The organism is [Mycobacterium] manitobense (genome assembly GCF_025821665.1).
Lineage (GTDB): Bacteria > Actinomycetota > Actinomycetes > Mycobacteriales > Mycobacteriaceae > Mycobacterium > Mycobacterium arseniciresistens.
The window spans coordinates 1-21,289 of record NZ_JACKSJ010000128.1 but is presented as its reverse complement, the minus strand read 5'-3'; the positions used below and the strand labels follow the sequence as shown (position 1 = coordinate 21,289).

The following is a 21,289-nucleotide window of genomic DNA, read 5'->3' as shown; positions in this document are numbered from 1 at the left end:
GGATGCGATCCCCGGCGAAGAGGAACCGTGACTTCGATCTACGACGACCCGGCAGCGTTCGCCGATGACGCGTTGGACGGCTTCGTCGCGGCCAACCGCCGGTATGTGGACCGCCTCGACGGCGGCGTCATCCGCGCGACCGAGGTCCCGCCGGGTCAGGTCGCCGTGGTCGTCGGTGGCGGCTCGGGCCACTACCCCGCCTTCGCGGGCCTCGTGGGCACAGGCCTGGCCACCGCGGCGGCCTGCGGGAACATCTTCGCGTCACCCTCGGCCGGTCAGATCTACCGGGTGGCGAAGGCCGCGGACGCCGGCGGCGGTGTCCTGTTCTGCTACGGCAATTACGCCGGCGATGTGATGCATTTCAGCCAGACCGAACTGCGGCTGCGGGGTGAGGGAATGGACGCCCGCACCGTACGGGTCACCGACGACGTCGCCAGCGCTCCGATCGAGCAGCAGCACAAGCGCCGCGGCGTGGCGGGTGACCTGACTGTCTTCAAGGTCGCCGGCGCAGCAGCCGAGGCGGGCAAGGACATCGACGAGGTCGAACGGCTGGCCCGAAAAGCCAATGACCGCACGCGTTCTCTCGGTATCGCATTCGGCGGTTGCACGTTGCCCGGCGATTCGTCGCCACTCTTCTCCGTCCCGGCCGGGAAAGTGTCTCTCGGGTTGGGTATCCACGGCGAACCCGGCATATCCGACCTGGAACTACCCACCGCATCCGATCTGGCGGCGCTGTTGGTCCGTCGGCTGCTCACCGAGCGACCCACCGACGCGGGGACCGCTGTGGTGCCCATCGTCAACGGACTGGGCACCGTGAAGTACGACGAGTTGTTCCTGCTCTACGGGAAGATCGAGAAGAATCTCGTCGACGAGGGACTGCGCGTCGTCGAACCGGAGTGCGGTGAGCTGGTCACCAGCCTGGACATGCCGGGCCTGTCCCTCACCCTGTTTTGGCCCGACGACGAACTGGCCGAGTACTGGTCCGCACCGGCCGACTCGCCCGCCTACCGCAAGGTGCCCGGTACCCGGAAAGCCCGGCGACACAACGCTCGCCGGCCCCGCGCGGCCACCGCAGCCGACCCGGGCACCGAGGAGGCTATAAGGGTCGGCCGCCTCGCGGTGGATGTGCTCGAGAAGATCAGCGCCGTGGTCGCCGGAAGCGAAGCCGCCTGGGGCAAGCTCGATTCCGTCGCCGGCGACGGTGATCACGGGATCGGGATGCGACGCGGAGCCGACGCAGCACTTGCGGCGGCGAGGGCCGCCACCGGAACCGGCGTCCGCGACATCCTCATCAGTGCTGGTGAAGCGTGGAGCGAGAGGGCCGGGGGCACGTCGGGTGCGCTCTGGGGCACCGGCCTTATCCAGGCCGGAAACGCCCTGGGCAACCGGGACGCCTATTCCGCGGCCGACGCCGCCGCGGCCGTGCGTGCCTTCGCGTCGGCGGTGACGGAATTAGGAGGCGCCGCGGTCGGTGACAAGACGATGGTCGACGCGCTCGCCCCGTTCGCCGACGTGCTGTCCGAGGAACTGGACGGCGATGCGCAGCTCGGCCAGGCGCTGCTGAAGGCTGCAGCCGCGGCCAGGCGCGGCGCCGACGCCACAGCGGAACTGATACCGAGGCTCGGCCGCGCACGGCCGCTGGCGGAGAAGAGCCTCGGACATCCCGACCCCGGCGCCATGTCGTTCGCCGTGATAGCCCAGGCGGTGGCCGAGATCGGCTCTCGCATCGACAACCTCAGTGAAAGTGAGCGATGACGACCATGACGACGCATATCGCGGTGATCGGCTCGGGTTACATGGGCGGGGGCATCGCGCAGGTCTTCGGCCTCGCGGGCGCCCGCGTCGCGCTCGCCGACGTCAGCGCCGAGGTCGCCGAGAAGAACTACCACCGGTTGATCGCCGAATCGAAGGAGTTCGTGGCCGACGGCCTGTTCCCCGACGACGCCACGGCCACATTGGAGGCGAACCTCTGGCCCGCCGCATCGCTGGCCGAGGCGGTGGCGGATGCCGACTTCATCGAAGAGGCGGTGCCCGAGATCCTGACCGTCAAGCACGACATCCTGCGCCAGATCAGCGCCGCCGCAAAGCCGGACGCGATCATCGGCTCCAACACCTCGACCATCTCCATCGGCGACATGGCCGACGCGGTCACCCATCCCGGCCGATTCCTCGGCGTGCACTTCAGCAACCCGTCGCCGTTCATTCCCGGAGTCGAGATCATCCCGCACGCCGGTACCGACGAGAGCGTCGTCACCCGGGCGCGTCAACTCATCCACGACTCGGGAAAATCGACGGCTCAGGTCAAAGATGTCACCGGCTTCGTGCTGAACCGCCTGCAGTACGCCCTGTTTCACGAGGCGACGCAGCTGGTCGAGGACGGCACGGCGACCGCGGAGGACATCGACACCCTGGTGCGCACCACCTTCGGCTTCCGGCTGCCGTTCTTCGGCCCGTTCGCCATCGCGGACATGGCCGGCCTCGACGTGTACGACTTCTGTTACCGGTCGCTGCAGACCGGTTTCCCGGAGCGCTTCTCGACGCCGCGGATCCTCAGTGAACTGGTCTCGGCAGGCAAGCTCGGGACGAAGACCGGCGAAGGGTTTCTCAACGTCCCGGCCGAACGCATCCCTGAGCTCATCGCATACCGCAACAAGGCCTACGTCCTGATGCAGAAGCTGCTCGACGACCTCGGCCCCGCGCCACTCAACTAGGAGTACCCGCATGCCCGCTGACCACCCGACGAGATGGACGCGCGAGCGACTCCTCTACCTCACCGCCGGCCTGATCATCTGCCTGGTGGGAGTGGCTCTGATCCTCACCTGACGGCAGTTCCGATCCGAATCACCAAACCCTCTGCGTTGCAGCACCATCGACAGGAGCAGTCATGTCAACGATAGACTTGAGCGCGAGCAAGGAACTCTTGCGCGATCCGGTTCTCGCCTCGGCGATCTCGAAGGCCTCGCGCCGGTTGATGCCCATGCTCGTCATCCTCTACATCGTCTCGTTCCTCGACCGCACGAACGTCGGCTTCGCGGCGGACGCGCTCGAGGTGGACCGGGGAGTGTCCGCAGGCGCCTACGCCCTCGGCGCGGGCATCTTCTTCATCGGCTACGCCATCTTCGAGATCCCCAGCAACCTGATCCTGAATCGGGTCGGCGCGAAGTTCTGGCTGGCCCGGATCGCGATCACCTGGGGCATCGTCTCAGCGTGCTTCGCGTTCGTGCAGGGCCCGAACACGTTCATCGCACTGCGGTTCCTGCTCGGCGTCACCGAAGCCGGCCTGTTCCCCGGTGTGATCATGTTCCTGGCCGCCTGGTTCCCGAACAAGGTGCGGGTCAAGATGTTCGCCATCTTCTACCTGGCCCAGCCGGTCTCCCAGATGCTGGGTGCGCCGCTGTCCGGCTGGCTGATCAACATCGGTGACCAGATGCCGGGCGTGCACGGCTGGCAGGTCATGTTCGCGGTCGAGGGACTCTTGGCCGTCGCCGCCGGAATCGCCGCCTTCGTCTTCCTCATCAACGGCCCCGAGCAGGCCAAGTTCCTCTCCGCTGAGGAGAAGGCGGCCTTGAAAGAGGTGATGGCGCAGGAGGACACCGTCAAGGACGAGACCGGACCGAGTGGTGTGTGGAACGCCATGAAGAACGGAAAGGTCTGGTACTTCACCACCATCTACTTCTGCATGCAGGTCGCCGTCTACGGAGTCACCTTCTATCTGCCCGCGCAGGTGTCCGACCTCACCGGGACCAAGGTCGGACTGAAGGTCGGTCTCCTGGTGGCGGTTCCCTGGTTCTTCGGCATCTTCGCGTGCTACCTGATCGGGCGGTCCGCCAACACCATCCGGCGGCGACGCACCTGGGGCACCCTGCTGTTCATCTCCACCGGGCTGTGCATCTTCGGTTCCGCGTGGGCGGGCACGTATCACCAGCCGGTGCTGGGATTGATCTTCATCACCTTGGCGGTCTGCAGCTTCCTCGGGGTCGGCCCCATCGTCTGGTCCTACCCCACGGCGTTCCTCACCGGTGCGGCGGCCGCAGCGGGGATCGGTCTGATCAACTCGCTGGGCAACCTCGGCGGATTCATCGCACCCATCCTGCGCACCAAGGTCAACGCCATCGTCAACGACGCCGCTGGATCTGCCGGCATCTACGCGCTGGGAGTACTGCCCATCGTCGCCGCAGGAATGCTGTTCTACACCCGCAGATTCCGCGTCAAGGCCGACGAGCTGCTCGATTGAGCGGTTCACCCGCGAGACCGGCAGCGCCCTCGCCGGACCCCCATTTCACAGACCCTGCCATGGAAGAGATCGCATGACCGTCGCCGAGACCGAACCGCTGACCAACGAGAACTGGCCCATCGCCGCGGCGATGATCAATTTCCCTTCGACGCTCCCCGACGGGACCACCACCCAGGACCAGAGCGCGCAGCAGTGGGCCGCCACGCTCGAGGAAGTCGCCGATGCCGGATTCACCGAGCTCGATCCCACCGATTCCTGGCTCCGGGTCGCCGACCTCAGTCCTGAACGGCTGCAGGAGTTCCAGGACGTGGTGAAGAGCGCCGGCCTGAGCATCCCGGCGATCTCCACGGCACGGCGCAGCGTCGTCGACCCGGACTTCGGCGAGGACTACCTGGACTACGGGCATCGGGTGATCGATACCGCCGCGGCGATGGGTGCCTCCATCGTGTCCTTCGGATTCTTCCGCGCCCTCACGCCTGCTCAGCGGGATGCGCTGTGGTTCTGGACCGTCCAGGGGCCCATCGACTCCGAGGACCCCGACGACAGGAGGCTTGCCGTTCGCCGCATCCGTGAACTCGGGGAACACGCCGCCCAAGTCGGGATCGCCATATCGCTGGAGATGTACGAGGACACCTACCTCGGATCGGCGGACGATTCGGTGCGGTTCGTCCGCGACGTCGACCATCCCGCCGTCGGCCTCAATCCGGACCTGGGCAACCTGCAGCGCCTGCACCGGCCCGTGGAGCGCTGGGAGGCGATGGCCGAGAAGACACTGCCGTACGTGAACTACTGGCACGTGAAGAACTACTTCCGCACCGAGGACGGCACCAGCGGCGCCATCGTCACCGCGCCCGCCCCGTTGGAGCTGGGAGTCATCAACTACCGCAAAGCGGTACGGATGGCGGTCGACGGCGGCTTCCGTGGCGCCTTCTGCACCGAGCATTACGGCGGGGACGGGCTCAGCGTCAGCGCGACCAACCGGGAGTACCTGCGGCGCATCCTTCCCAGGCGCGCTCCGGGGTCGTGACCGCTGCAGCGCACCGCCCGGCCACCATCGGGATCAGTCTGAAGATGTACATGGGGTACCACCAGACCACCCGCTGGTGCGAACGGATCGCGGGGATCGCCGATGAGCACCCTGTGCTGGCGGACGGATTGGCACGGTTGTTCGTGCTGCCCAGCTTCCCCGCGATCCCCCGCTGTGTGGACATCTTCGCCGGCCGCCGTGTCGACGTCGGGGCCCAGGACCTCTTCTGGGAGGACGCCGGTGCCTTCACCGGTGAGGTCAGCGGGTCGATGCTCTCGGAGATGGGATGCGCCTACGCCGAGATCGGGCATGCGGAACGCCGCAGGATCTTCGGGGAGTCCGACCGCATCGTCGCGTCGAAAGCCGTCGCCGCGCTGCGTAACGGCCTCACCCCGGTGGTGTGCGTGGGGGAACCGAAGCGCACGACAGCCGAGCAGGCGGCACGGTCGTGCATCCGCGATGTGAACGTGGTGGTCGACGCCGCTGCCGCCGCGAGCATGCCGGCATCGATGGTGGTCGCCTACGAACCGCAATGGGCCATCGGGGCCGGCGAACCCGCGCCCGTCGACCACATCCAGCGGGTGTGCCGGGCCATCAGCGGCTGGCTGGCAGGCGAACCCACCGCAACCGGAAGCCGGGTCGTCTACGGCGGAAGCGCCGGCCCCGGACTGCTGAGCCGGTTGGGCGACGCGGTCGACGGACTGTTCCTGGGGCGCCGCGCACACGATCCCGCTGCCGTCGTCTCGATCCTCGACGAGGTCTCGGCCCGCCCCTAGTCGAACCCCGGCGCCGGATCGCCGTGGCGGTGCTCCTCGATCGCCTCGAGGTTCTCCAGCAGCGAGTCGGCGGTGAACACGTAGTCCACCGATTCCGCGCCCGCGCCGACGAAGATCACGTGCCAGGTGTCCTCGTCGTCGGCGCCGAGCCAAATCCTCGTCACGGATTCGACTGTGTCGCCGATCATCTCGACTCCGGACGGCGGGAAGAACCACGTCGCGATGTCGTCGGTGGAGTTCTCGACGTCGAACTCCCACCCGCGGTCGGTGAGCACCTCGTCGACGGCTTCGAGGCTCAACACCTCGCCACCCAACCGCCGTTCCTCGCGGACGGTGCGGCGTTTGCGCCTGCGGGCCTTCTTCGCCTCCGTCCGCCGGGACACGTCAGCCCAGCGCCCGGTCCAGGTCGGCGATCAGGTCCTCGGTGCCCTCGAGGCCGACGGAGACGCGCACCACCCCGTCGCCGAGGCCGATGGCAGCCCGGCCCTCCGGGCCCATCGCCCGGTGCGTGGTGGTGGCGGGATGGGTGATCAACGATTTGGCGTCGCCCAGGTTGTTGGAGATGTCGATCAGCGACAGCTTGTCGAGCACCTCGAACGCGCGCTCCTTGGCGCGGCCCTCGGGCGCGTCGAGTGCGAAGGTGACCACGGTGCCGCCGCCGGTCATCTGCCGCTTGGCCAGGTCGTACTGGGGATGGGACTCCAGGAACGGGTAGCGCACCCACGACACCGAGGAGTTCTGCTCGAGGAACTCCGCGATTCGGTGCGCGGAACGGTTGGAGTAGTCCACCCGCACCGCGAGCGTCTCCAGCCCCTTGAGCAGGGTCCAGGCGTTGAACGCGCTGATCGCCGGGCCGGTGTGGCGCATCAGCTTCTGCACCGGGCCGTCGATGTACTCCTTGTCGCCCAGGATCGCCCCGCCGAGCACCCGGCCCTGACCGTCGATGTGCTTGGTCCCCGAATAGACCACCACGTCGACACCGAGCGGGAAGCCCTGCTGCAGAAGCGGTGTCGCGAACACGTTGTCCAGCACCACCTTCGCGCCCGCGGCGTGCGCGAGCTCCGACACCGCGGCGATGTCGACCAGCGACTGCATCGGATTGGACGGCGTCTCGAAGAACACCGCCTGGGTGGGAACCGAGAGCGCCTCCTCCCACTGCGCGAGGTCGTCGCCGTCGACGAACACGGTCTCGATGCCCCAGCGCGGCAGGATCTCACTGCACACCACGAAGCACGAGCCGAACAGGCTGCGGGCCGCCACCAATCGGTCACCGGCGCCCAGCAGCGCGCCAAGCGACGTGAACACGGCCGCCATCCCGGTGGCCGTCGCGAAGCACGCGGGCGCGTCCTCGATGAGCCGCAGCCGCTCCTCGAACATCGAGATGGTCGGGTTGCCGTACCGCGAGTACACGTACCGGTCGATCTCGCCGGTGAACGCCTTCTCTGCGGACGCGGCGCTGTCGTAGACGTAGCCGGACGTGAGGTAGAGCGCCTCGGCGGTCTCGTCGAAGCCCGACCGGAGCAGGCCGCCGCGCACTCCGATGGTGGCCTGGCTGACGCCGTCGGGCAGGGGCGCAGGGATGCGGACGGACGGGACCGCGTCCTGGGGGTCGGGCGAGCTCACGACTGGACCCAGGGCAGGCCGACGGCCTTCCAGCCGGTGCTCCCGCGCCGGCGATGCTCGTCGAGGTTGCCCTCGAAGCCGTCGAGCACGTTGTACGACGGGCCGATGCCGGCCTCGGTGGCGGCCTCGGCGGCGCCGATGGACCGGTTGCCGGACCGGCACAGGAACACCACCGGCCGCTCGCCGGACACCCCGGCCGACTGCAGGTCGGCGACGAAGTCTTCGTTGTGCGAGCCGTCGACGCGGTTCCACTCGATGAAGATCACATCGCGCTGCAGCGACGACAGATCGGGCACGCCGACGAACTTCCACTCCGCGTCGGTGCGACAGTCCACCAGCACCGCGTCGGGGTTGTCGTTGAGGACCTTCCACGCCTCCTCAGGCGTGATGTCTCCGGCGTAGCTCACGGCCGCGAGTCTCCCATATCTAGCTGGGACCGGTCGAACAGACCTTCCAGGTGCCGTCCTGCCGCTCGAAGGTGGTCGGGACCTCGGTCTTGGTGTCCGGCGCCTTTTCGAAGTAGTAGGTCACCGTGGCGGTCGCGCGGTCCCCGTCGACGGCCACACCGGTGACGTCGTCGACGAAGCGGGGGCCCTTCTTGTCCTTCGAGTCACGGTGGCGGGCAAGGAATTCGGTTTCGTCGCCCTGCTGGGCTGCGCAGGTGTTGGCACGGAAGTCGGGGTAGGCCTCGCGCTGCAGCGCGTCGTTCTGCGCGACGGCCGCGCGGGCGACCTGCTGCTCGGGGGTCAGCTCCGGGTCGCCCTCGAACAGGTTGACCAGCCCGATTGTGATCACCACGAGGACAATGATTGCCAGTGCCCCCATGAACGGCGCGACCGTGGGCCGGTCGCGGTCGGGTTCTCCGTCCGCTCCTGCAGGGTCGGTGGGCTTCACCATCACCAGAGCTTGCGCAGCGCAGCGCCCACCCGGCGCGCCCGGTCCCGCGCGATGATCACGTCGGGTGCGGTGGCCAGCGCGACGCCCAGCCGGCGGCGGTCCTCGGTCTCGTCGGGGCGGCCGAACAGCCGCACGTCGCTCTCCTGGGTTTCCAGCGCCTCGGACAGCACGGCGGTGACGTCGGCTGCGGCGGGTTCGGTCACCGGCGCCTCCGCGCCGCCGTAGCGGATCTCCGCCGCACCGGGCGAGATCATGATCGTGTCGACGGCCAGGCCGAGGATCGCCCGCGCGTGCAGCTCGAACACCGACAGCCGTTGGGAACGCAGCGTCACCATGCCGGTGTCGTGGGGCCGGGTCCGGACGTCGGAGAAGTAGACCTCGTCGCCGCGGACCAGCAGCTCGACGGCGAACACCCCGCGTCCGCCGAGTGAGTTGACGATCCGCGCCGCGATCGATTTCGCCGCGTCCAGCGCGGCGGGGTTCATCTGCTGGGGCTGCCAGACCTCGAGCACCTCGTCGCCGTCACCCTGGCGGTGTCCGATCGGCTCGCAGAACGTCAGTGCCGGCCCCGTGGGCCCTGTGGTGCGCACGGTGAGCAGGGTGACCTCGTAGTCGACCTCGACCACGGTCTCGGCCATCACGCGGCTGTGCGCGATGCGTCCCGCCGCGATGGCCCGCTGCCACGCCGGCTCGACGTCCTCGGGGCGCAGCAGCACCGACTGACCGTCGCGCAGCACCCCTGACACCGGCTTGACCACCAGCGGGAAGCCCGCGTGCTCGGCCACCGCGCCGAGTTCCTCGACCGAACCGGCGAACCAGAACGGAGCGGTCGGCAGGCCGAGTTCGTCGGAGGCCAACCGGCGCATGCCCTCGCGGTCCAGCGCCAGGCGGGTGCTGCGCGGAGTGGGGAACACCTCGACGTCGTCGCGCTCGGCGACCGCCAGCAGCGCGTCGGTGGCGATGACGCCGGATTCGGCGACCACGTAGCGCGGGTTCTCCCGGCCGATCAGCGCGGTGAGTTCCTCGGCGTCGTTCATCTTCACCACCGCCGAGCGGTCCGCCACGCCGTGCGCCGCGCCGTAGTGCCGGTCGACGGCGATCACGACGGCGCCCAGCCGCTGGAACGCCAGCGCCAGCTCCCGGCTGAGCTCACCGGAACCCAGCAGCATCACCGTCGCCCGGTGGTCCGCGGGCCCGTCGGCGGTGACCTGCTGCGACGACGCCTCAAGCTCGACGCCTTCCACCGGCGTGACGGGCTCGCTTGTCGATTCGCCTTCGAGTGATTCAGTCATCGCCTGTCAAGCCTGCCAGATCGGTCCGCGGCGCGACGGGCTCAGCCCAGACACGAGTCGACGTAACACCACCGCCAGGTCTCCCCCGGCTCGGCCGAACGCATCACGGGATGGCCGGTGGCGCGGTGGTGCTCGGTGGCGTGCTGGTGCGGGCTGGAGTCGCAGCAGCCGACGTGGCCACAGGTCACGCACACCCGCAGGTGCGCCCACAGCGTCTCGCCGAGCGCGGCGCAGCCCTGGCAGCGGCTCGACGCCGGCGGCACGTGCGCCGACTCGTCGGCGGCCAGGTGCTCGCACAGCGGCGTGGAGCGCGAGCCCGAGCGAGCGGTGTGCCCGCGGTCGCGGGATCGTGATCTCCTCAACATGTTCTGCCAAGCATGCTGGACAACGATACGGACGCAAATATTCGGAGGTCGCGACGTGAATGCCGTGCTGCTGGCGGTGCTGGTGGTGTCGCTGCTGCTGGCCGCGGTGGCCCGCCGCCTGGACGTGTCGGCGCCGCTGGCGCTCGTGGTGGCCGGCCTGGGCGTGGGCCTGATCCCCGGACTGCCCGACATCCAGCTCGACCCGGAGCTGGTGCTCTTCGTGATCCTGCCGCCGCTGCTGTGGTCGGCGGGGCTGGAGAGCAGCTCCGTGGCGCTGCGCCGCAACGTCCGGCCGATCGGGCTACTGGCCGTCGGGCTGCCGCTGGCCACCACGTTCGCGGTCGGCTTCGTCGCCTTCCATACGGTTCCTGAGCTGACCGTGGCTGCCGCACTGACACTCGGCGCGATCGTCGCGCCGCCCGACGCGGTGTCGGCCACCGCGGTGGGCCGGCGCCTCGGGTTGCCCCGGCAGACCATGACGCTGCTGGGCGGCGAGAGCCTGCTCAACGACGCCACCGCGCTGACCGCGTACAAGGTGGCCCTCGGCGCGGCGGTCGGCACGGCGGTGAGCTGGCGCGACGGCCTGGGCACCTTCGCACTGGCCGCCGTCGGCGGGGCTCTGGTCGGCGGCCTGCTCGGCGCGCTGATCGTCGGCATCCGCGCCCGGCTGAACGACCCGGTGGTGGAGAGCGCGATCGGCCTGGTCGCGCCGTTCACGATCTACCTGCTGGCCGAGGAGGTGCACGGCTCGGGGGTGATCGCGGTGGTGGTGGCCGCCCTGATCTCCGGGCAGCGCTCCATCCGCGCGAGCTATGCGACCCGGCTGCAGGACGACGCGGTGTGGCGGGCCGCGCAGCTGGTGCTGGAGTCGTTCGCCTTCCTGCTGATCGGGCTGCAGCTGCCGAAGGTCGTCGGCGAGCTGACCGGCATCTCGGCCCGCACGCTGGTGATCGCGTCGGCGGCCGTGTTCGGGACGGTGCTGATGGTGCGCCTGGTCTGGGTCTTTCTGTTCGCTTACCTGCCGCGCTGGGTGTCGCCGCGTCTCCGGCACAGCGAGCCTGCACCCCCGCCCGCGCAGGTGTTCGTCGTCGCGTGGGCCGGAATGCGCGGGGTGGTGTCGCTGGCCGCCGCCTTCGGCGTCCCGATGACCACGATGTCGGGTGCGGAGTTCCCCGGCCGCCCGCAACTGGTGTTCCTCACCTTCGTCGTGGTCGTCGGCACGCTGCTGCTGCACGGTCTGACGCTGCCGTGGCTGATCCGGGTGCTCGGGGTGCAGGGCGACGAAGCGCACCGGGACGCGCTGGCGGCGGCCGCCGCACAATCCAAGGCGGCACAGGCGGCCGCCGACCGGCTCGACGAGCTGATGGCCGAACAGGAGCCCGGCTCGGACGTGCACGACCGCGCCGCCGAGGTGCTCAGGGGCTGGAACAACCGCAGGGCGAACTCGGCGTGGGAGCGGCTCGGGCGCGACGAGGAGGACATCGGCGAGAGCCCGGCGTCGGCGTTCCGGCGGCTGCGGCTGGAAATGCTGGCCGCCGAGCGAGAGACGTTCATCGCCGAGCGCGACGCCGGACGCATCGACGACGAGGTGCTGCGCTCGGTGCTGCGCGGGCTGGACCTGGAGGAGGCGACGCTCAACCGTCGCTAGGCCGGCGGTTCGAGGTAGGCGACGATCGCGCCTGCCAGGCCGCGCCGTGCGACGTCGAGGTCGTAGTACGACCCGAGCTGGCGTTCGGAGACCAGGCCGCGCATCGCGCCGGGGATGAACGACGCCACCTCGCGGATGCGCTCGGGGTCGACGTCGACGTCGGCGAACGCCGCCTGGCAGGCCTCGATCCAGCCGCGTCCCCAGGACTGCAGTTCCGCCGCGGTCTGCGGGTAGAGCCGTTCGAGCTCGGCGCCGTCGCGGGGAAGCGCGGCGCGCAGCGTCTCGATCGCGCGGGAGTCCGGGGCGGACAGGCCGTCGAAGAGCAGGTCGATGATGGCGCTGACGCGTTCGCGCAGGGGGGCACCGGGGGTCGCCCCGGACGGCAGCCTGCCGCGGCGCTCGGCGGTGCGGCGCAGCACGGCCGCCCAGAGCCCGTCGATGTCGCCGAACTGGTATTTGACCGCGCCCCACGTCGCGCCTGCGTCCTTGGCGATGCGGTTCCCGGACGCTGCGGTCGTGTCGCCGGTGGCGAGGGCGCGCAGCGCGGCGTCCAGCATGCCGTCGCGGGTGGCCTGGCCACGCCGGTTGGTTCGCCGGGGACTCTCGGTCCGCGATGCCGACACTTGACGAATCGTAGAGGCCTCTGTGATTCTTGTCCACATGGCGAAACCGCCGCTCTCGATGAAGCCGACGGGCTGGTTCCAGGTGGCCTGGTCCGACGAGGTCGGCGTCGGCGACGTGCACACCATGCGGTACTTCGGCGAGGACATGGTCGCCTGGCGCTCGGAGACCGGCCGGGTGGTCGTGATGAACGCCTACTGCGAGCACCTCGGCGCCCACCTCGGCTTCGGCGGTCATGTCGTCGGCGAGGTGATCCAGTGCCCGTTCCACGGCTGGCAGTGGAACGCCGACGGGCGCAACGTGTGCATCCCGTACCAGGACCGGCCCAACCGCGGCCGCCGCATGCGGACCTACCCGGTGACCGAACGCAACGAGGCCGTCTACATCTGGCACGACGCCGAGGGCCGGGAGCCGTTCTTCGAGGCCCCCGACGTGTTCGCGTCGTTCGCCGACGGCAGCAGCGCCGCCGACTACTTCCCGCAGCAGCGGCTGTTCCGGCAGGGGCTGGAGATGCACCCGCAGTACGTGCTCGAGAACGGGGTCGACTTCGCGCACTTCAAGTACGTGCACGAGACGCCGATCGTTCCGGTGTTCACCCGCCACGACTTCGCCGAACCGGTGTCCTACGTGGACTTCACGATCACCTTCGAGGGCGACGACCAGCAGTCGATCGACGACGTGCGCAGCGGGGTCGAGGCGATCAACGGCGGGCTGGGCATCGCGGTGACCAAGAGCTGGGGCATGGTCGACAACCGCACCATCTCGGCCGTCACCCCGGTCGACGACTCGACCTCCGACGTCCGGTTCATGGTCTACATCGGCAGGCCGGCCAAGCCCGTGCGGGATCCCGAGCGGGCCCGCGTCAAGGCCGAGGCGTTCGGCGACGAGGTGATCCGCCAGTTCGCACAGGACATCCACATCTGGTCGCACCAACGCTATTCCGATCCCCCCGCGCTGGCCACCGCCGAGTACGAGGGATTCACCGCGATCCGCAAGTGGGCGATGCAGTTCTATCCCGACGGCCGCGGCGGCAGTGCCGCGGACCTCGCCTCGATGACCGAGAAGGGTTGCACGACATGACTTCACCGATCCGCGTGTTCCAGGTGGCGACGGGCAACGTCGGTTCCGAGATGATCCGCCGGCTGCAGCACCGGACCGACCTCGAATTGGTCGGGCTGCACTGCTACACACCGGAGAAGGTGGGTCGCGACGCCGGGGAGATCGCCGGGATCGACCCGATCGGGGTCACCGCGACAGGGACGGTGGACGAGATCATCGCCGCCGAGCCCGATGTTCTCACGTTCCACGGCGTGTTCCCCGACGAGGATCTCTACGTCGCGGTGCTCGAGGCCGGCATCGACATCGTCACCACCGCCGACTGGATCACGGGCTGGCACCGCGACACCAACCACCCGCACCCGTCGGGAAAGCCGGTGACGCAACTGCTCTCGGAGGCCTGCGCGAAGGGCGGTTCGACGTTCTACGGCACCGGCATGAACCCCGGCGTCAACCAGATCCTCGGGGTGGCCTGCTCGGCCGATGTCGCCGAGATCGAGAACGTCACCACGATCGAATCGGTCGACGTGTCCTGCCACCACTCCAAGGACACCTGGATCGAGGTCGGTTACGGCTTGCCCGTGGATGATCCGTCGATCCCGGGCAAGCTGGAGAAGTACACCCGGGTCTTCGCCGACAGCGTGCTGATGATGGCCGACTGCTTCGGCCTCGACCTCGACGAGGTGGCGTTCAGCTACGAGCTCGGCGCCTGCACCAAGGACGTCGACCTCGGCTGGTACCGACTGCCGAAGGGCTCACTCGGCGGCAATTACATCAAGTACCAGGGCATGGTAGACGGCGTGCCGCGGGTGGAGACCCACCTGGAGTGGCAGATGACCCCGCATACGGACCCGAGCTGGGACATCAAGGGCTGCTACATCACTCAGATCAAGGGCGATCCGTGCGTCTACAACAAGCACATGATCTTCCCCAAACCCGGTGTGGACCTGTCGAATCCGGAGAACTTCGCGTCGATCGGCATGACCGTCACCGGCCTGCCCGCACTCAACGCGATCCGCTCGGTGGTCGCGGCGCCGCCGGGACTGCTCACCAGCGCCGATGTGCCGCTGCGTGGATTCGCGGGGCGCTTCGCGCTCTAGATGGCCAGCTGGTGGTCGTCGGCCCCGTGCCAGGCGTCGACGGCGTCCTGCAGCGGCAGGCCGAGGGCGTTGCAGAGCCCGATCACCGTGCCGAAGCTGGGGCTTGGCATTCTTCCGACCTCGATCTTGCGCAGCGTCTCGGGTGAGATGCCGGCGTCGCGCGCGATCGTCTCGGGGTCGCGTCCGGCGCGGGCCGTCCTCATCAGCGCGCCGAGGCGTTGTCCGGCCCTCACCTGCTCCGGGCTCAGCGGTACGCGCACCATGGACGTCAGCATAGCCGGTATTCAAATACCGGAGCTGGTACCGTCGTGACGGTATAAAAATACCGACCCCGCACGGAGGCACGGACGTGATCGAACTGAAGACCGCCCAGGAGATCGACAAGATGGCGGTGACGGGTGACTTCGTCGCGCAGACATTGGCGACGCTGGCGGCCGAGGCGGAACCCGGGATGAACCTCATACATCTCGAGCACCGTGCCCGCGCACTGGTCGCCGAGCGCGGCGCCACGTCGTGCTACTGGGATTACGCGCCGTCGTTCGGCCGCGGGCCGTTTCGCAACGTCATCTGCCTGTCGGTCAACGACGCTGTGCTGCACGGCATGCCGCACGACTACGTGCTCCGTGACGGCGATGTGTTGAGCCTGGACTTCGCGGTGTCGATCGACGGGTGGGTGGCCGACGCCGCGGTCTCGGTCATCGTCGGTGACAGTGCCGACGACGCCGACACAGCGCTGATCGAGTCGACGCGGCGGGCCCTCGACGCAGGTGTCGCGGCAGCGGTGCCCGGCGGTCGGCTCGGTGACATCTCCGCCGCGATCGGCCGCGTCGCCGCCGACGCCGGCTACCGCGTCAACGTCGAATTCGGCGGGCACGGTTTGGGTCGCACGATGCACGAGGACCCGCACATTCCCAATCGCGGACGGCCGGGCCGCGGCCTGCTGTTGCGGCCGGGCATGACCCTCGCGCTCGAGCCGTGGTGGGCACGAGGCAGCGACCGCCTGGTCATCGACGCCGACGGCTGGACGCTGCGCTCGGCGGACGGGTCGAACGCGGCGCACTCCGAGCACACCATCGCGATCACCGAAGCCGGCCCGCGCATCCTCACCCCGACCCGGCTGCGCGAGCCGCGGCCCACGACCTAGCCGTCCACCTCGCGCTGAAAGGCCAGCATCGCCTCGAGCACAGCGGCGAAGGTGCGGTGCGCGGCGGCGAGGTCCCGGTCGGAGAGGCCGGCCATCGCGCGGTGGCTGTGGTCGGCCAGCGGCGTGAAGAACCCCTTCGCCACCGCCATGCCGTGGTCGGCCACCCGCAGCATCACCTTGCGCCGGTCCGTCGGGTCCGACTCGCGCTCGAGGTGGCCCGACGCGATCATCCGCTCGACCAGGTAGGTGATGGCCGCTCCGGACATTCCCATCCGGTGTCGCAGTTCGCCCGCGGTCAGCGGTGTGCCCGCCGTGTCGGCCACCATGACGTGCAGAAGGGCGCGGAAGTCGTTCACCGAGACGTCGTGCCGCGCCGCGAACAGCCGGCCGACGCGTTCGGACTCCGCGGTGAGCGCCCGTACATCCGCGGCGATCACCGCCTCCAGCTCCGCCCGGTCCACCCCGACAGCGTAGCGGTTGTTCGTTCACTTGATTAATAGTTAAGTATCTGAAATATTCTGAGGATGTCCGGTCGCTTCTCCTGGGTGCTCGCCCTCATCGTCGTCGCGCTCTCCGGTGCGCTGCTCGGCCTCGTCGGCAGCGGGGACTCCGGCAGCCAGTCGCCGGTGTCCGTGCCGTCCGATGCGGAGTCGGCACGCGTCACCGCCCTACGCACCGAATTCCCCGACGGCGACCAGGTGCCTGCCGTCCTGGTCGTCACCCGCGCCGATGGAACCGCGCTGACGCCCGCGGACATCGACGCCGCCGGACAGGCGCGCCAGCGCATGCTGGCCGTCGCCGAAACCGGCGGCGCCGCAGGCCCGCCCGTGGTGATCTCCGATGACGACCAAGCCGCGGTGACCACCGTCTCGCTGAGCGGCGAGCTGTCCGGGTTCGCCCTCAACGACGCCGTGAAGGGCCTGCGGACCGCCGCCACCGACGGTCTGCCCGCCGACCTGAGGGCCGAGGTGACCGGGGGCCCGGCGTTCGGAGCCGACATCGCCAACTCCTTCGCCGGCGCGAACTTCACCCTGCTCGCGGTGACCGCGGCGGTGGTGGCCGTCCTGCTGATCGTCACCTACCGGTCGCCGGTCCTGTTCCTGGTGCCCCTTGCCGTGATCGGCTTCGCCGACCGGGTGGCCGCCGTGGCGGGCACCGCCGTCGCCGAAGCCCTCGGCATGAGCCCGGACGGTTCGACCTCCGGCATCACCAGTGTGCTGGTGTTCGGCGCGGGGACGAACTATGCGCTGCTGCTGATCTCGCGCTACCGCGAGGAACTCGGCCGCGAAGAGGACCACCGCAACGCGCTGCGGGTCGCGGTGCGCAGCGCGGGCCCGGCGATCGTCGCGAGCAACGCCACGGTGGTGCTGGCACTGCTGACGCTGGTGTTCGCGTCCGCACCGAGCACCCGCAGCCTCGGCGTGCAGGCAGCGTCCGGCCTGGTGGTCGCCGCGGTGTTCGTGCTGCTGGTGCTGCCGCCGCTGCTGCGCGTGTTCGGCAAGCGGCTGTTCTGGCCGTTCATCCCCCGGACGGGCGCGACACCGCTCACCGAGAGCGGGGTCTGGCACCGGATCGCCGACGCGGTGGCGCGCCGCCCTGGTCGCGTCGCCGTGGTGTCGATCGCCGCGCTGGCGCTGCTGTGCACCGGCCTGCTGAGCACCCCGCTCGGGCTCTCGCAGACCGAGCAGTTCCGGGTGCAGGCCGAATCGGTCACGGGCTACGAGCGATTGGCCGACCATTTCCCCGGCGGTCTCACCGACCCCACCCGGGTGATCGGGCCCACGTCGCAGGCCGCGGCGATCCAGCGGGCCATCGACGACACCGACGGCGTGGTCTCGGCGAACCCGGCGGGGCAGTCGCCCTCGGGTCTGACGCAGTGGTCGGTGGTGCTCGACGCCGACCCCGCATCGGATCGGGCCTTCGACACCGTCGACCGCCTTCGGACGTCGGTGCACGAGGCGGATCCGGCAGCGCTGGTCGGCGGATCGGACGCGCAGGCCCGCGACATCGGCGCCGCCGCCGCCCGCGACCGCCTGGTGGTGATCCCGGCGATCCTCGCGGTCGTCCTGCTCGTGTTGTACGCGCTGCTGCGTTCCGCACTGGCGCCGCTGGTCCTGGTGGCGGTGACCGTGCTGTCGGCACTCGCGGCGATCGGCCTCGGCGGCTGGGCCAGCGTGCACCTGTTCGGCTTCCCCGCGCTCGACAACTCGACGCCGCTGTTCGCGTTCCTGTTCCTGGTGGCGCTCGGCGTCGACTACACGATCTTCCTCGTCACCCGCGCCCGCGAGGAGACACCCGAACACGGCACCCGGGAGGGCATCGTGCGCGCGGTGTCCGCGACCGGCGCCGTCATCACCAGCGCGGGCATCGTGCTGGCCGCGGTGTTCTGCGTGCTGGGCGTGCTGCCGCTGATCGTGCTCACCCAGGTCGGCATCATCGTCGGACTCGGCATCCTGCTGGACACGTTCCTGGTGCGCACCGTGATCATCCCCGCGTTGTTCACCCTGATCGGACCGCGCATCTGGTGGCCGGCGCTGCGGCCGGACCGCTAGCGTCACAAGTCGTGCAGGAACGCCTGATCGACACCGCACTCGGCCGGCTGAGAACGACGGTCGGCGGCGCGCAGACCGGCGACACCATCGTGTTCTGGCCCAGCCTGCTGATGACCGGCGAGATGTGGTCGGCTCAGGCGGCGCACTTCGGCTCCGGGCACCGCGTCGTGCTGGTCGACCCGCCCGGCCACGGCGGGAGCGAAAAGCTCACGGCGACATTCTCGTTCGAGGACTGCGCGCGCTGCGTCGTCGACATCCTCGACGCACTCGGGGTGCCGAGGGCACACTTCGTCGGCAACTCGTGGGGCGGGATGATCGGCGCCACGTTTGCCGCCCGCCATCCCGACCGGATCGGACGGGCGGTGCTGATGAACTGCACGGCCTCGGCCGCAGGCGGCAGGCAGCGGCTCGAATACGGGCTGCTGCTGCGAATGGCGGGACTGCTGCGCGGCATCCGGCCGCCGCTGACCCGGTCGGTGCTCAAGGCGTTCCTCGGACCCACCACCATGCGGACCCGCCCGGACGTGGTCGCCTACGTGCGCGACGCCGTCCAGCGCGTCGACGTCGACTCGGCCCGGTGGGCGGTGCGCTCGGTGGTGCCGCTGCGCCCGGATCAGCGCGCGCTGCTGGCCGGCGTCAGGACTCCGGTGCTGGTGGTCGCCGGCGCCGAGGACGCCACCTTCCCGATTCCCGAGACCGCCGCCATGGCCGACGCCATCACGGGTGCCTCGTTCGTCGTGCTCGACGGCGTCGCCCACCTCGCGGCACTGGAGAACCCGCCGCTCGTCAACACGCTGACCGGGGACTTCCTCGCACGCGGGTAGCGTCGTGACATGACCGACGTCGAGGCCGAACCGCTGCCGCCGTTGCACATGCGCCGCAACGACTTCGATCCCACCCCCGAACTGCGCGAGATCCGCGAGTCGACGGGTGTGCGGATCGCCAAGAGCGCCTTCGGCATGGACGTCTACCTGGTCACCCGCCACGAGGACGCCAAGGCGGTGCTGTCGGATCACCAGCGCTTCTCCAACGGGCGACCGCCCGGCTTCGTGATCCCGGGCGCCCCGGTGCTCTCGGAGGACGAACAGCAGCGCAACCGGTCGGGGAACCTGCTCGGCCTCGACCCGCCCGACCACCAGCGGCTGCGCCGGATGCTCACCCCCGAATTCACCATCCGGCGGATGAAGCGGCTCGAACCCCGGATTGTGGCCATCGTCGACGAGCACCTCGACGCGATGGAAAAGACCGGCGCCCCAGCGGATCTCGTTGAGGGCTTCGCGCTGCCGATCCCGTCGCTGGTGATCTGCGAGCTGCTGGGCGTGCCGTACGAGGACCGCGCCGACTTCCAGCGCCGGTCGGCACGCCAGCTGGACCTGTCCATCCCGATCCCCGACCGGTTCGAGCTGCAGCGGCAGAGCCGCGACTACATGCAATCGCTGGTCACCCGGGCGCGGGTGGAGCCCGGCGACGACATCCTCGGCATGATGGTGCGCGAGCACGGCGACGAACTGACCGACGACGAACTCGTCGGCGTGGCGAGCCTGCTGCTGCTGGCCGGACACGAGACCACGTCGAACATGCTCGGCCTCGGCACCCTCGCGCTGCTGCGGCACCCCGACCAGCTGGCGGCGGTGCGCGACGATCCCGATGCGGTGGCGCCCGCGGTCGAGGAGCTGCTGCGCTGGCTCTCCATCGTGCACAGCGCGATCCCCCGCATCACCACTACCGACGTCGAGGTGGCGGGAGTGCCCATCCCGGCGGGCCAGCTGGTGTTCGTGTCACTGCCGACGGGCAACCGGGACCCGAACTTCGTCGACGCACCCGAGAAGCTCGACATCTCCCGCGGCGCGATGGGGCATCTGGCCTTCGGCCACGGCGTGCACCACTGCCTCGGCGCACCGCTGGCCCGGATGGAGATGCGGATCGCCTTCCCCGCACTGCTGCGCCGCTTCCCGCGGCTCGCGCTCGCCGAGCCGTTCGAGGATGTGCAGTTCCGGTCGTTCCACTTCATCTACGGACTACGGTCGCTGGCAGTGAGCTGGTAGCAGGGGCGGTGATGAGCGGATGAGGGTCGAAGCCGAACAGGACGCGTGCATCGCGTCAGGGAACTGCGTCATGGTCGCCGACGCGGTGTTCGACCAGGACGACGACGGCATCGTCCAGGTGATCGTCGACGAGGTGCCCGCCGGCGAGGAGGACCACGCACGCGAGGCCGTGAAACTGTGCCCGGCCTCCGCACTGCGGATCGCCGCGCAGGAGTAGCGGCCGGCAGTAATTGGGATCGGTAGCCCCGGTCCCCCTCTGTACTTGTCCCACGACGGCCGACACGGCCGAGGACGAGACCACAGAGGAGCCCCCCCCCCGATGAACGCCGCCGACTACCTCGAAACCGCAGCCCACACCGGCGCGGTGGACAACGAGACGATCCGGTCCGCCGACCTCGACGTGCTGTCCCTGGAGCACACGCAGGCCTCGGCGTGGTCGAACGCGCTCGCCGACCTCCACGGCCCGATCGACGGCCCCGACCCTGCCGACGACCAGGCCCCGACCGGCCGGTCCACGGCGTTCACCAACGGCGTGGTGGCAGCCGCCATCGCGGGTGCCGTCGGCGCCTTCGCCGTCCTCGGCGTGGTCGTCTCGCAGTACTACACCGAGCCGCATTCGCCAGCGCCCGTCGCGGTCACACCCGGTGCGGTCGTCGTGCCCGCGACCCCGACCGCGGCGCCGGCGCTGCCGTCGGTCGCCGCCGTCCCGACCGTGGTGACGGCGCCCGCGAACAATCAGCCCGTCCCCGTCCGCATCAGCAACAACCGCCCGCCTGCCCCCGTCAAGGCTCCCGTGCGTCCCGCGCCCGTCGCGGCTCCCGCCCCTGCACCGGCCGCACCCGCACCGGCGCCCGCCCCGGCTGTCACGCCGACGCCGGTCGTCGTCCTCAACATCCCGGTGCCGCAGCT

The 21,289-nt window shown here is 69.7% G+C and carries 22 protein-coding genes and 1 pseudogene; 14 read left to right on the top strand and 9 right to left on the bottom strand.

All coding sequences use genetic code 11. The features are described 5' to 3' along the window. Nucleotides 1–27 precede the first annotated feature (27 nt). From H7I41_RS16000 to H7I41_RS15980, 5 genes are all read left to right on the top strand, one after another. Nucleotides 28–1,755 (top strand): dihydroxyacetone kinase family protein, encoded by a 1,728-nt coding sequence (locus H7I41_RS16000; protein WP_264013588.1) that lies wholly within the window; start codon nucleotides 28–30, stop codon nucleotides 1,753–1,755. 5 nt (nucleotides 1,756–1,760) lie between these two features. After that, nucleotides 1,761–2,711, top strand: coding sequence for a 3-hydroxyacyl-CoA dehydrogenase family protein (locus tag H7I41_RS15995; RefSeq protein ID WP_264013587.1), 951 nt, complete (start codon nucleotides 1,761–1,763; stop codon nucleotides 2,709–2,711). A gap of 173 nt (nucleotides 2,712–2,884) precedes the next feature. After that, complete coding sequence (locus H7I41_RS15990; protein ID WP_264013586.1) at nucleotides 2,885–4,234, top strand: MFS transporter; 1,350 nt, start codon at nucleotides 2,885–2,887, stop codon at nucleotides 4,232–4,234. A gap of 73 nt (nucleotides 4,235–4,307) precedes the next feature. Further along, nucleotides 4,308–5,261 carry a sugar phosphate isomerase/epimerase family protein gene (locus H7I41_RS15985; RefSeq protein ID WP_264013585.1) on the top strand — a complete coding sequence of 318 codons (954 nt, stop codon included), beginning with the start codon at nucleotides 4,308–4,310 and terminating at the stop codon, nucleotides 5,259–5,261. After that, nucleotides 5,258–6,037, top strand: a complete 780-nt coding sequence (locus tag H7I41_RS15980; protein WP_264013584.1) for a triose-phosphate isomerase family protein — start codon at nucleotides 5,258–5,260, stop codon at nucleotides 6,035–6,037. The genes H7I41_RS15985 and H7I41_RS15980 overlap by 4 nt, the downstream gene beginning before the upstream one ends. On the opposite strand, the gene H7I41_RS15975 is transcribed toward H7I41_RS15980, so the two are convergent. The 6 genes from H7I41_RS15975 to H7I41_RS15950 are packed head-to-tail and all read right to left on the bottom strand — an operon-like array spanning nucleotide 6,034 to nucleotide 10,214. Continuing rightward, the gene (locus H7I41_RS15975) at nucleotides 6,034–6,420 is read right to left on the bottom strand and encodes a hypothetical protein (RefSeq protein WP_264013583.1); all 387 of its coding nucleotides are present in this window, start codon (nucleotides 6,418–6,420) and stop codon (nucleotides 6,034–6,036) included. The genes H7I41_RS15980 and H7I41_RS15975 overlap by 4 nt on opposite strands. Before the next feature lies 1 nt (nucleotide 6,421). Beyond that, on the bottom strand, nucleotides 6,422–7,660 hold the full coding sequence (locus H7I41_RS15970) for an O-succinylhomoserine sulfhydrylase (RefSeq protein WP_264013582.1): 1,239 nt from the start codon (nucleotides 7,658–7,660) through the stop codon (nucleotides 6,422–6,424). Next, nucleotides 7,657–8,067: a rhodanese-like domain-containing protein gene (locus H7I41_RS15965; RefSeq protein ID WP_264013581.1), complete on the bottom strand. Its 411-nt coding sequence runs from the start codon at nucleotides 8,065–8,067 to the stop codon at nucleotides 7,657–7,659. The genes H7I41_RS15970 and H7I41_RS15965 overlap by 4 nt, the downstream gene beginning before the upstream one ends. 19 nt (nucleotides 8,068–8,086) lie before the next feature. Beyond that, nucleotides 8,087–8,557 (bottom strand): Rv0361 family membrane protein, encoded by a 471-nt coding sequence (locus H7I41_RS15960; protein WP_264013580.1) that lies wholly within the window; start codon nucleotides 8,555–8,557, stop codon nucleotides 8,087–8,089. Beyond that, a complete protein-coding gene (gene purT, locus H7I41_RS15955; RefSeq protein WP_264013579.1) occupies nucleotides 8,557–9,849 on the bottom strand; it encodes a formate-dependent phosphoribosylglycinamide formyltransferase in 1,293 nt (430 codons plus the stop codon). The genes H7I41_RS15960 and purT overlap by 1 nt, the downstream gene beginning before the upstream one ends. 41 nt (nucleotides 9,850–9,890) lie before the next feature. Next, nucleotides 9,891–10,214, bottom strand: coding sequence for a UBP-type zinc finger domain-containing protein (locus tag H7I41_RS15950; RefSeq protein WP_264013578.1), 324 nt, complete (start codon nucleotides 10,212–10,214; stop codon nucleotides 9,891–9,893). Nucleotides 10,215–10,269: 55 nt separating this feature from the next. Here H7I41_RS15950 and H7I41_RS15945 point away from each other — a divergent pair, with 55 nt between their 5' ends. Continuing rightward, a complete protein-coding gene (locus H7I41_RS15945; protein ID WP_264013577.1) occupies nucleotides 10,270–11,862 on the top strand; it encodes a Na+/H+ antiporter in 1,593 nt (530 codons plus the stop codon). Here the strand turns inward: H7I41_RS15945 and H7I41_RS15940 are convergent. Beyond that, nucleotides 11,859–12,419, bottom strand: a complete 561-nt coding sequence (locus tag H7I41_RS15940) for a TetR/AcrR family transcriptional regulator (protein WP_264013609.1) — start codon at nucleotides 12,417–12,419, stop codon at nucleotides 11,859–11,861. The two genes, H7I41_RS15945 and H7I41_RS15940, sit on opposite strands and share 4 nt — an antisense overlap. Nucleotides 12,420–12,522: 103 nt before the next feature. Here H7I41_RS15940 and H7I41_RS15935 point away from each other — a divergent pair, with 103 nt between their 5' ends. Both H7I41_RS15935 and H7I41_RS15930 read left to right on the top strand, forming a co-directional pair. Next, the gene (locus tag H7I41_RS15935) at nucleotides 12,523–13,563 is read left to right on the top strand and encodes a Rieske 2Fe-2S domain-containing protein (protein WP_264013576.1); all 1,041 of its coding nucleotides are present in this window, start codon (nucleotides 12,523–12,525) and stop codon (nucleotides 13,561–13,563) included. Further along, complete coding sequence (locus H7I41_RS15930) at nucleotides 13,560–14,639, top strand: NAD(P)H-dependent amine dehydrogenase family protein (protein WP_264013575.1); 1,080 nt, start codon at nucleotides 13,560–13,562, stop codon at nucleotides 14,637–14,639. Before H7I41_RS15935 ends, H7I41_RS15930 begins: the two co-directional genes overlap by 4 nt. Here the strand turns inward: H7I41_RS15930 and H7I41_RS15925 are convergent. Next, the gene (locus H7I41_RS15925) at nucleotides 14,636–14,902 is read right to left on the bottom strand and encodes a helix-turn-helix domain-containing protein (protein WP_264013574.1); all 267 of its coding nucleotides are present in this window, start codon (nucleotides 14,900–14,902) and stop codon (nucleotides 14,636–14,638) included. The two genes, H7I41_RS15930 and H7I41_RS15925, sit on opposite strands and share 4 nt — an antisense overlap. Before the next feature lie 86 nt (nucleotides 14,903–14,988). Here H7I41_RS15925 and map point away from each other — a divergent pair, with 86 nt between their 5' ends. After that, a complete protein-coding gene (gene map / locus H7I41_RS15920; RefSeq protein WP_264013573.1) occupies nucleotides 14,989–15,783 on the top strand; it encodes a type I methionyl aminopeptidase in 795 nt (264 codons plus the stop codon). Here map and H7I41_RS15915 read toward each other — a convergent pair. Then, nucleotides 15,780–16,244, bottom strand: coding sequence for a MarR family winged helix-turn-helix transcriptional regulator (locus H7I41_RS15915; protein WP_264013572.1), 465 nt, complete (start codon nucleotides 16,242–16,244; stop codon nucleotides 15,780–15,782). The two genes, map and H7I41_RS15915, sit on opposite strands and share 4 nt — an antisense overlap. A gap of 63 nt (nucleotides 16,245–16,307) precedes the next feature. Here H7I41_RS15915 and H7I41_RS15910 point away from each other — a divergent pair, with 63 nt between their 5' ends. From H7I41_RS15910 to H7I41_RS15890, 5 genes and pseudogenes are all read left to right on the top strand, one after another. Next, nucleotides 16,308–18,335, top strand: coding sequence for an MMPL family transporter (locus tag H7I41_RS15910; protein WP_264013571.1), 2,028 nt, complete (start codon nucleotides 16,308–16,310; stop codon nucleotides 18,333–18,335). An 11-nt stretch (nucleotides 18,336–18,346) separates the two neighbouring features. Further along, nucleotides 18,347–19,159, top strand: a complete 813-nt coding sequence (locus H7I41_RS15905; protein WP_264013570.1) for an alpha/beta fold hydrolase — start codon at nucleotides 18,347–18,349, stop codon at nucleotides 19,157–19,159. A gap of 9 nt (nucleotides 19,160–19,168) precedes the next feature. Beyond that, on the top strand, nucleotides 19,169–20,380 hold the full coding sequence (locus tag H7I41_RS15900) for a cytochrome P450 (protein WP_264013569.1): 1,212 nt from the start codon (nucleotides 19,169–19,171) through the stop codon (nucleotides 20,378–20,380). Between the two features lie 19 nt (nucleotides 20,381–20,399). Further along, nucleotides 20,400–20,597 carry a ferredoxin gene (locus tag H7I41_RS15895; protein ID WP_264013568.1) on the top strand — a complete coding sequence of 66 codons (198 nt, stop codon included), beginning with the start codon at nucleotides 20,400–20,402 and terminating at the stop codon, nucleotides 20,595–20,597. 102 nt (nucleotides 20,598–20,699) lie between these two features. After that, nucleotides 20,700–21,289 (top strand): annotated as a pseudogene (locus tag H7I41_RS15890) (hypothetical protein); the annotation flags it as partial.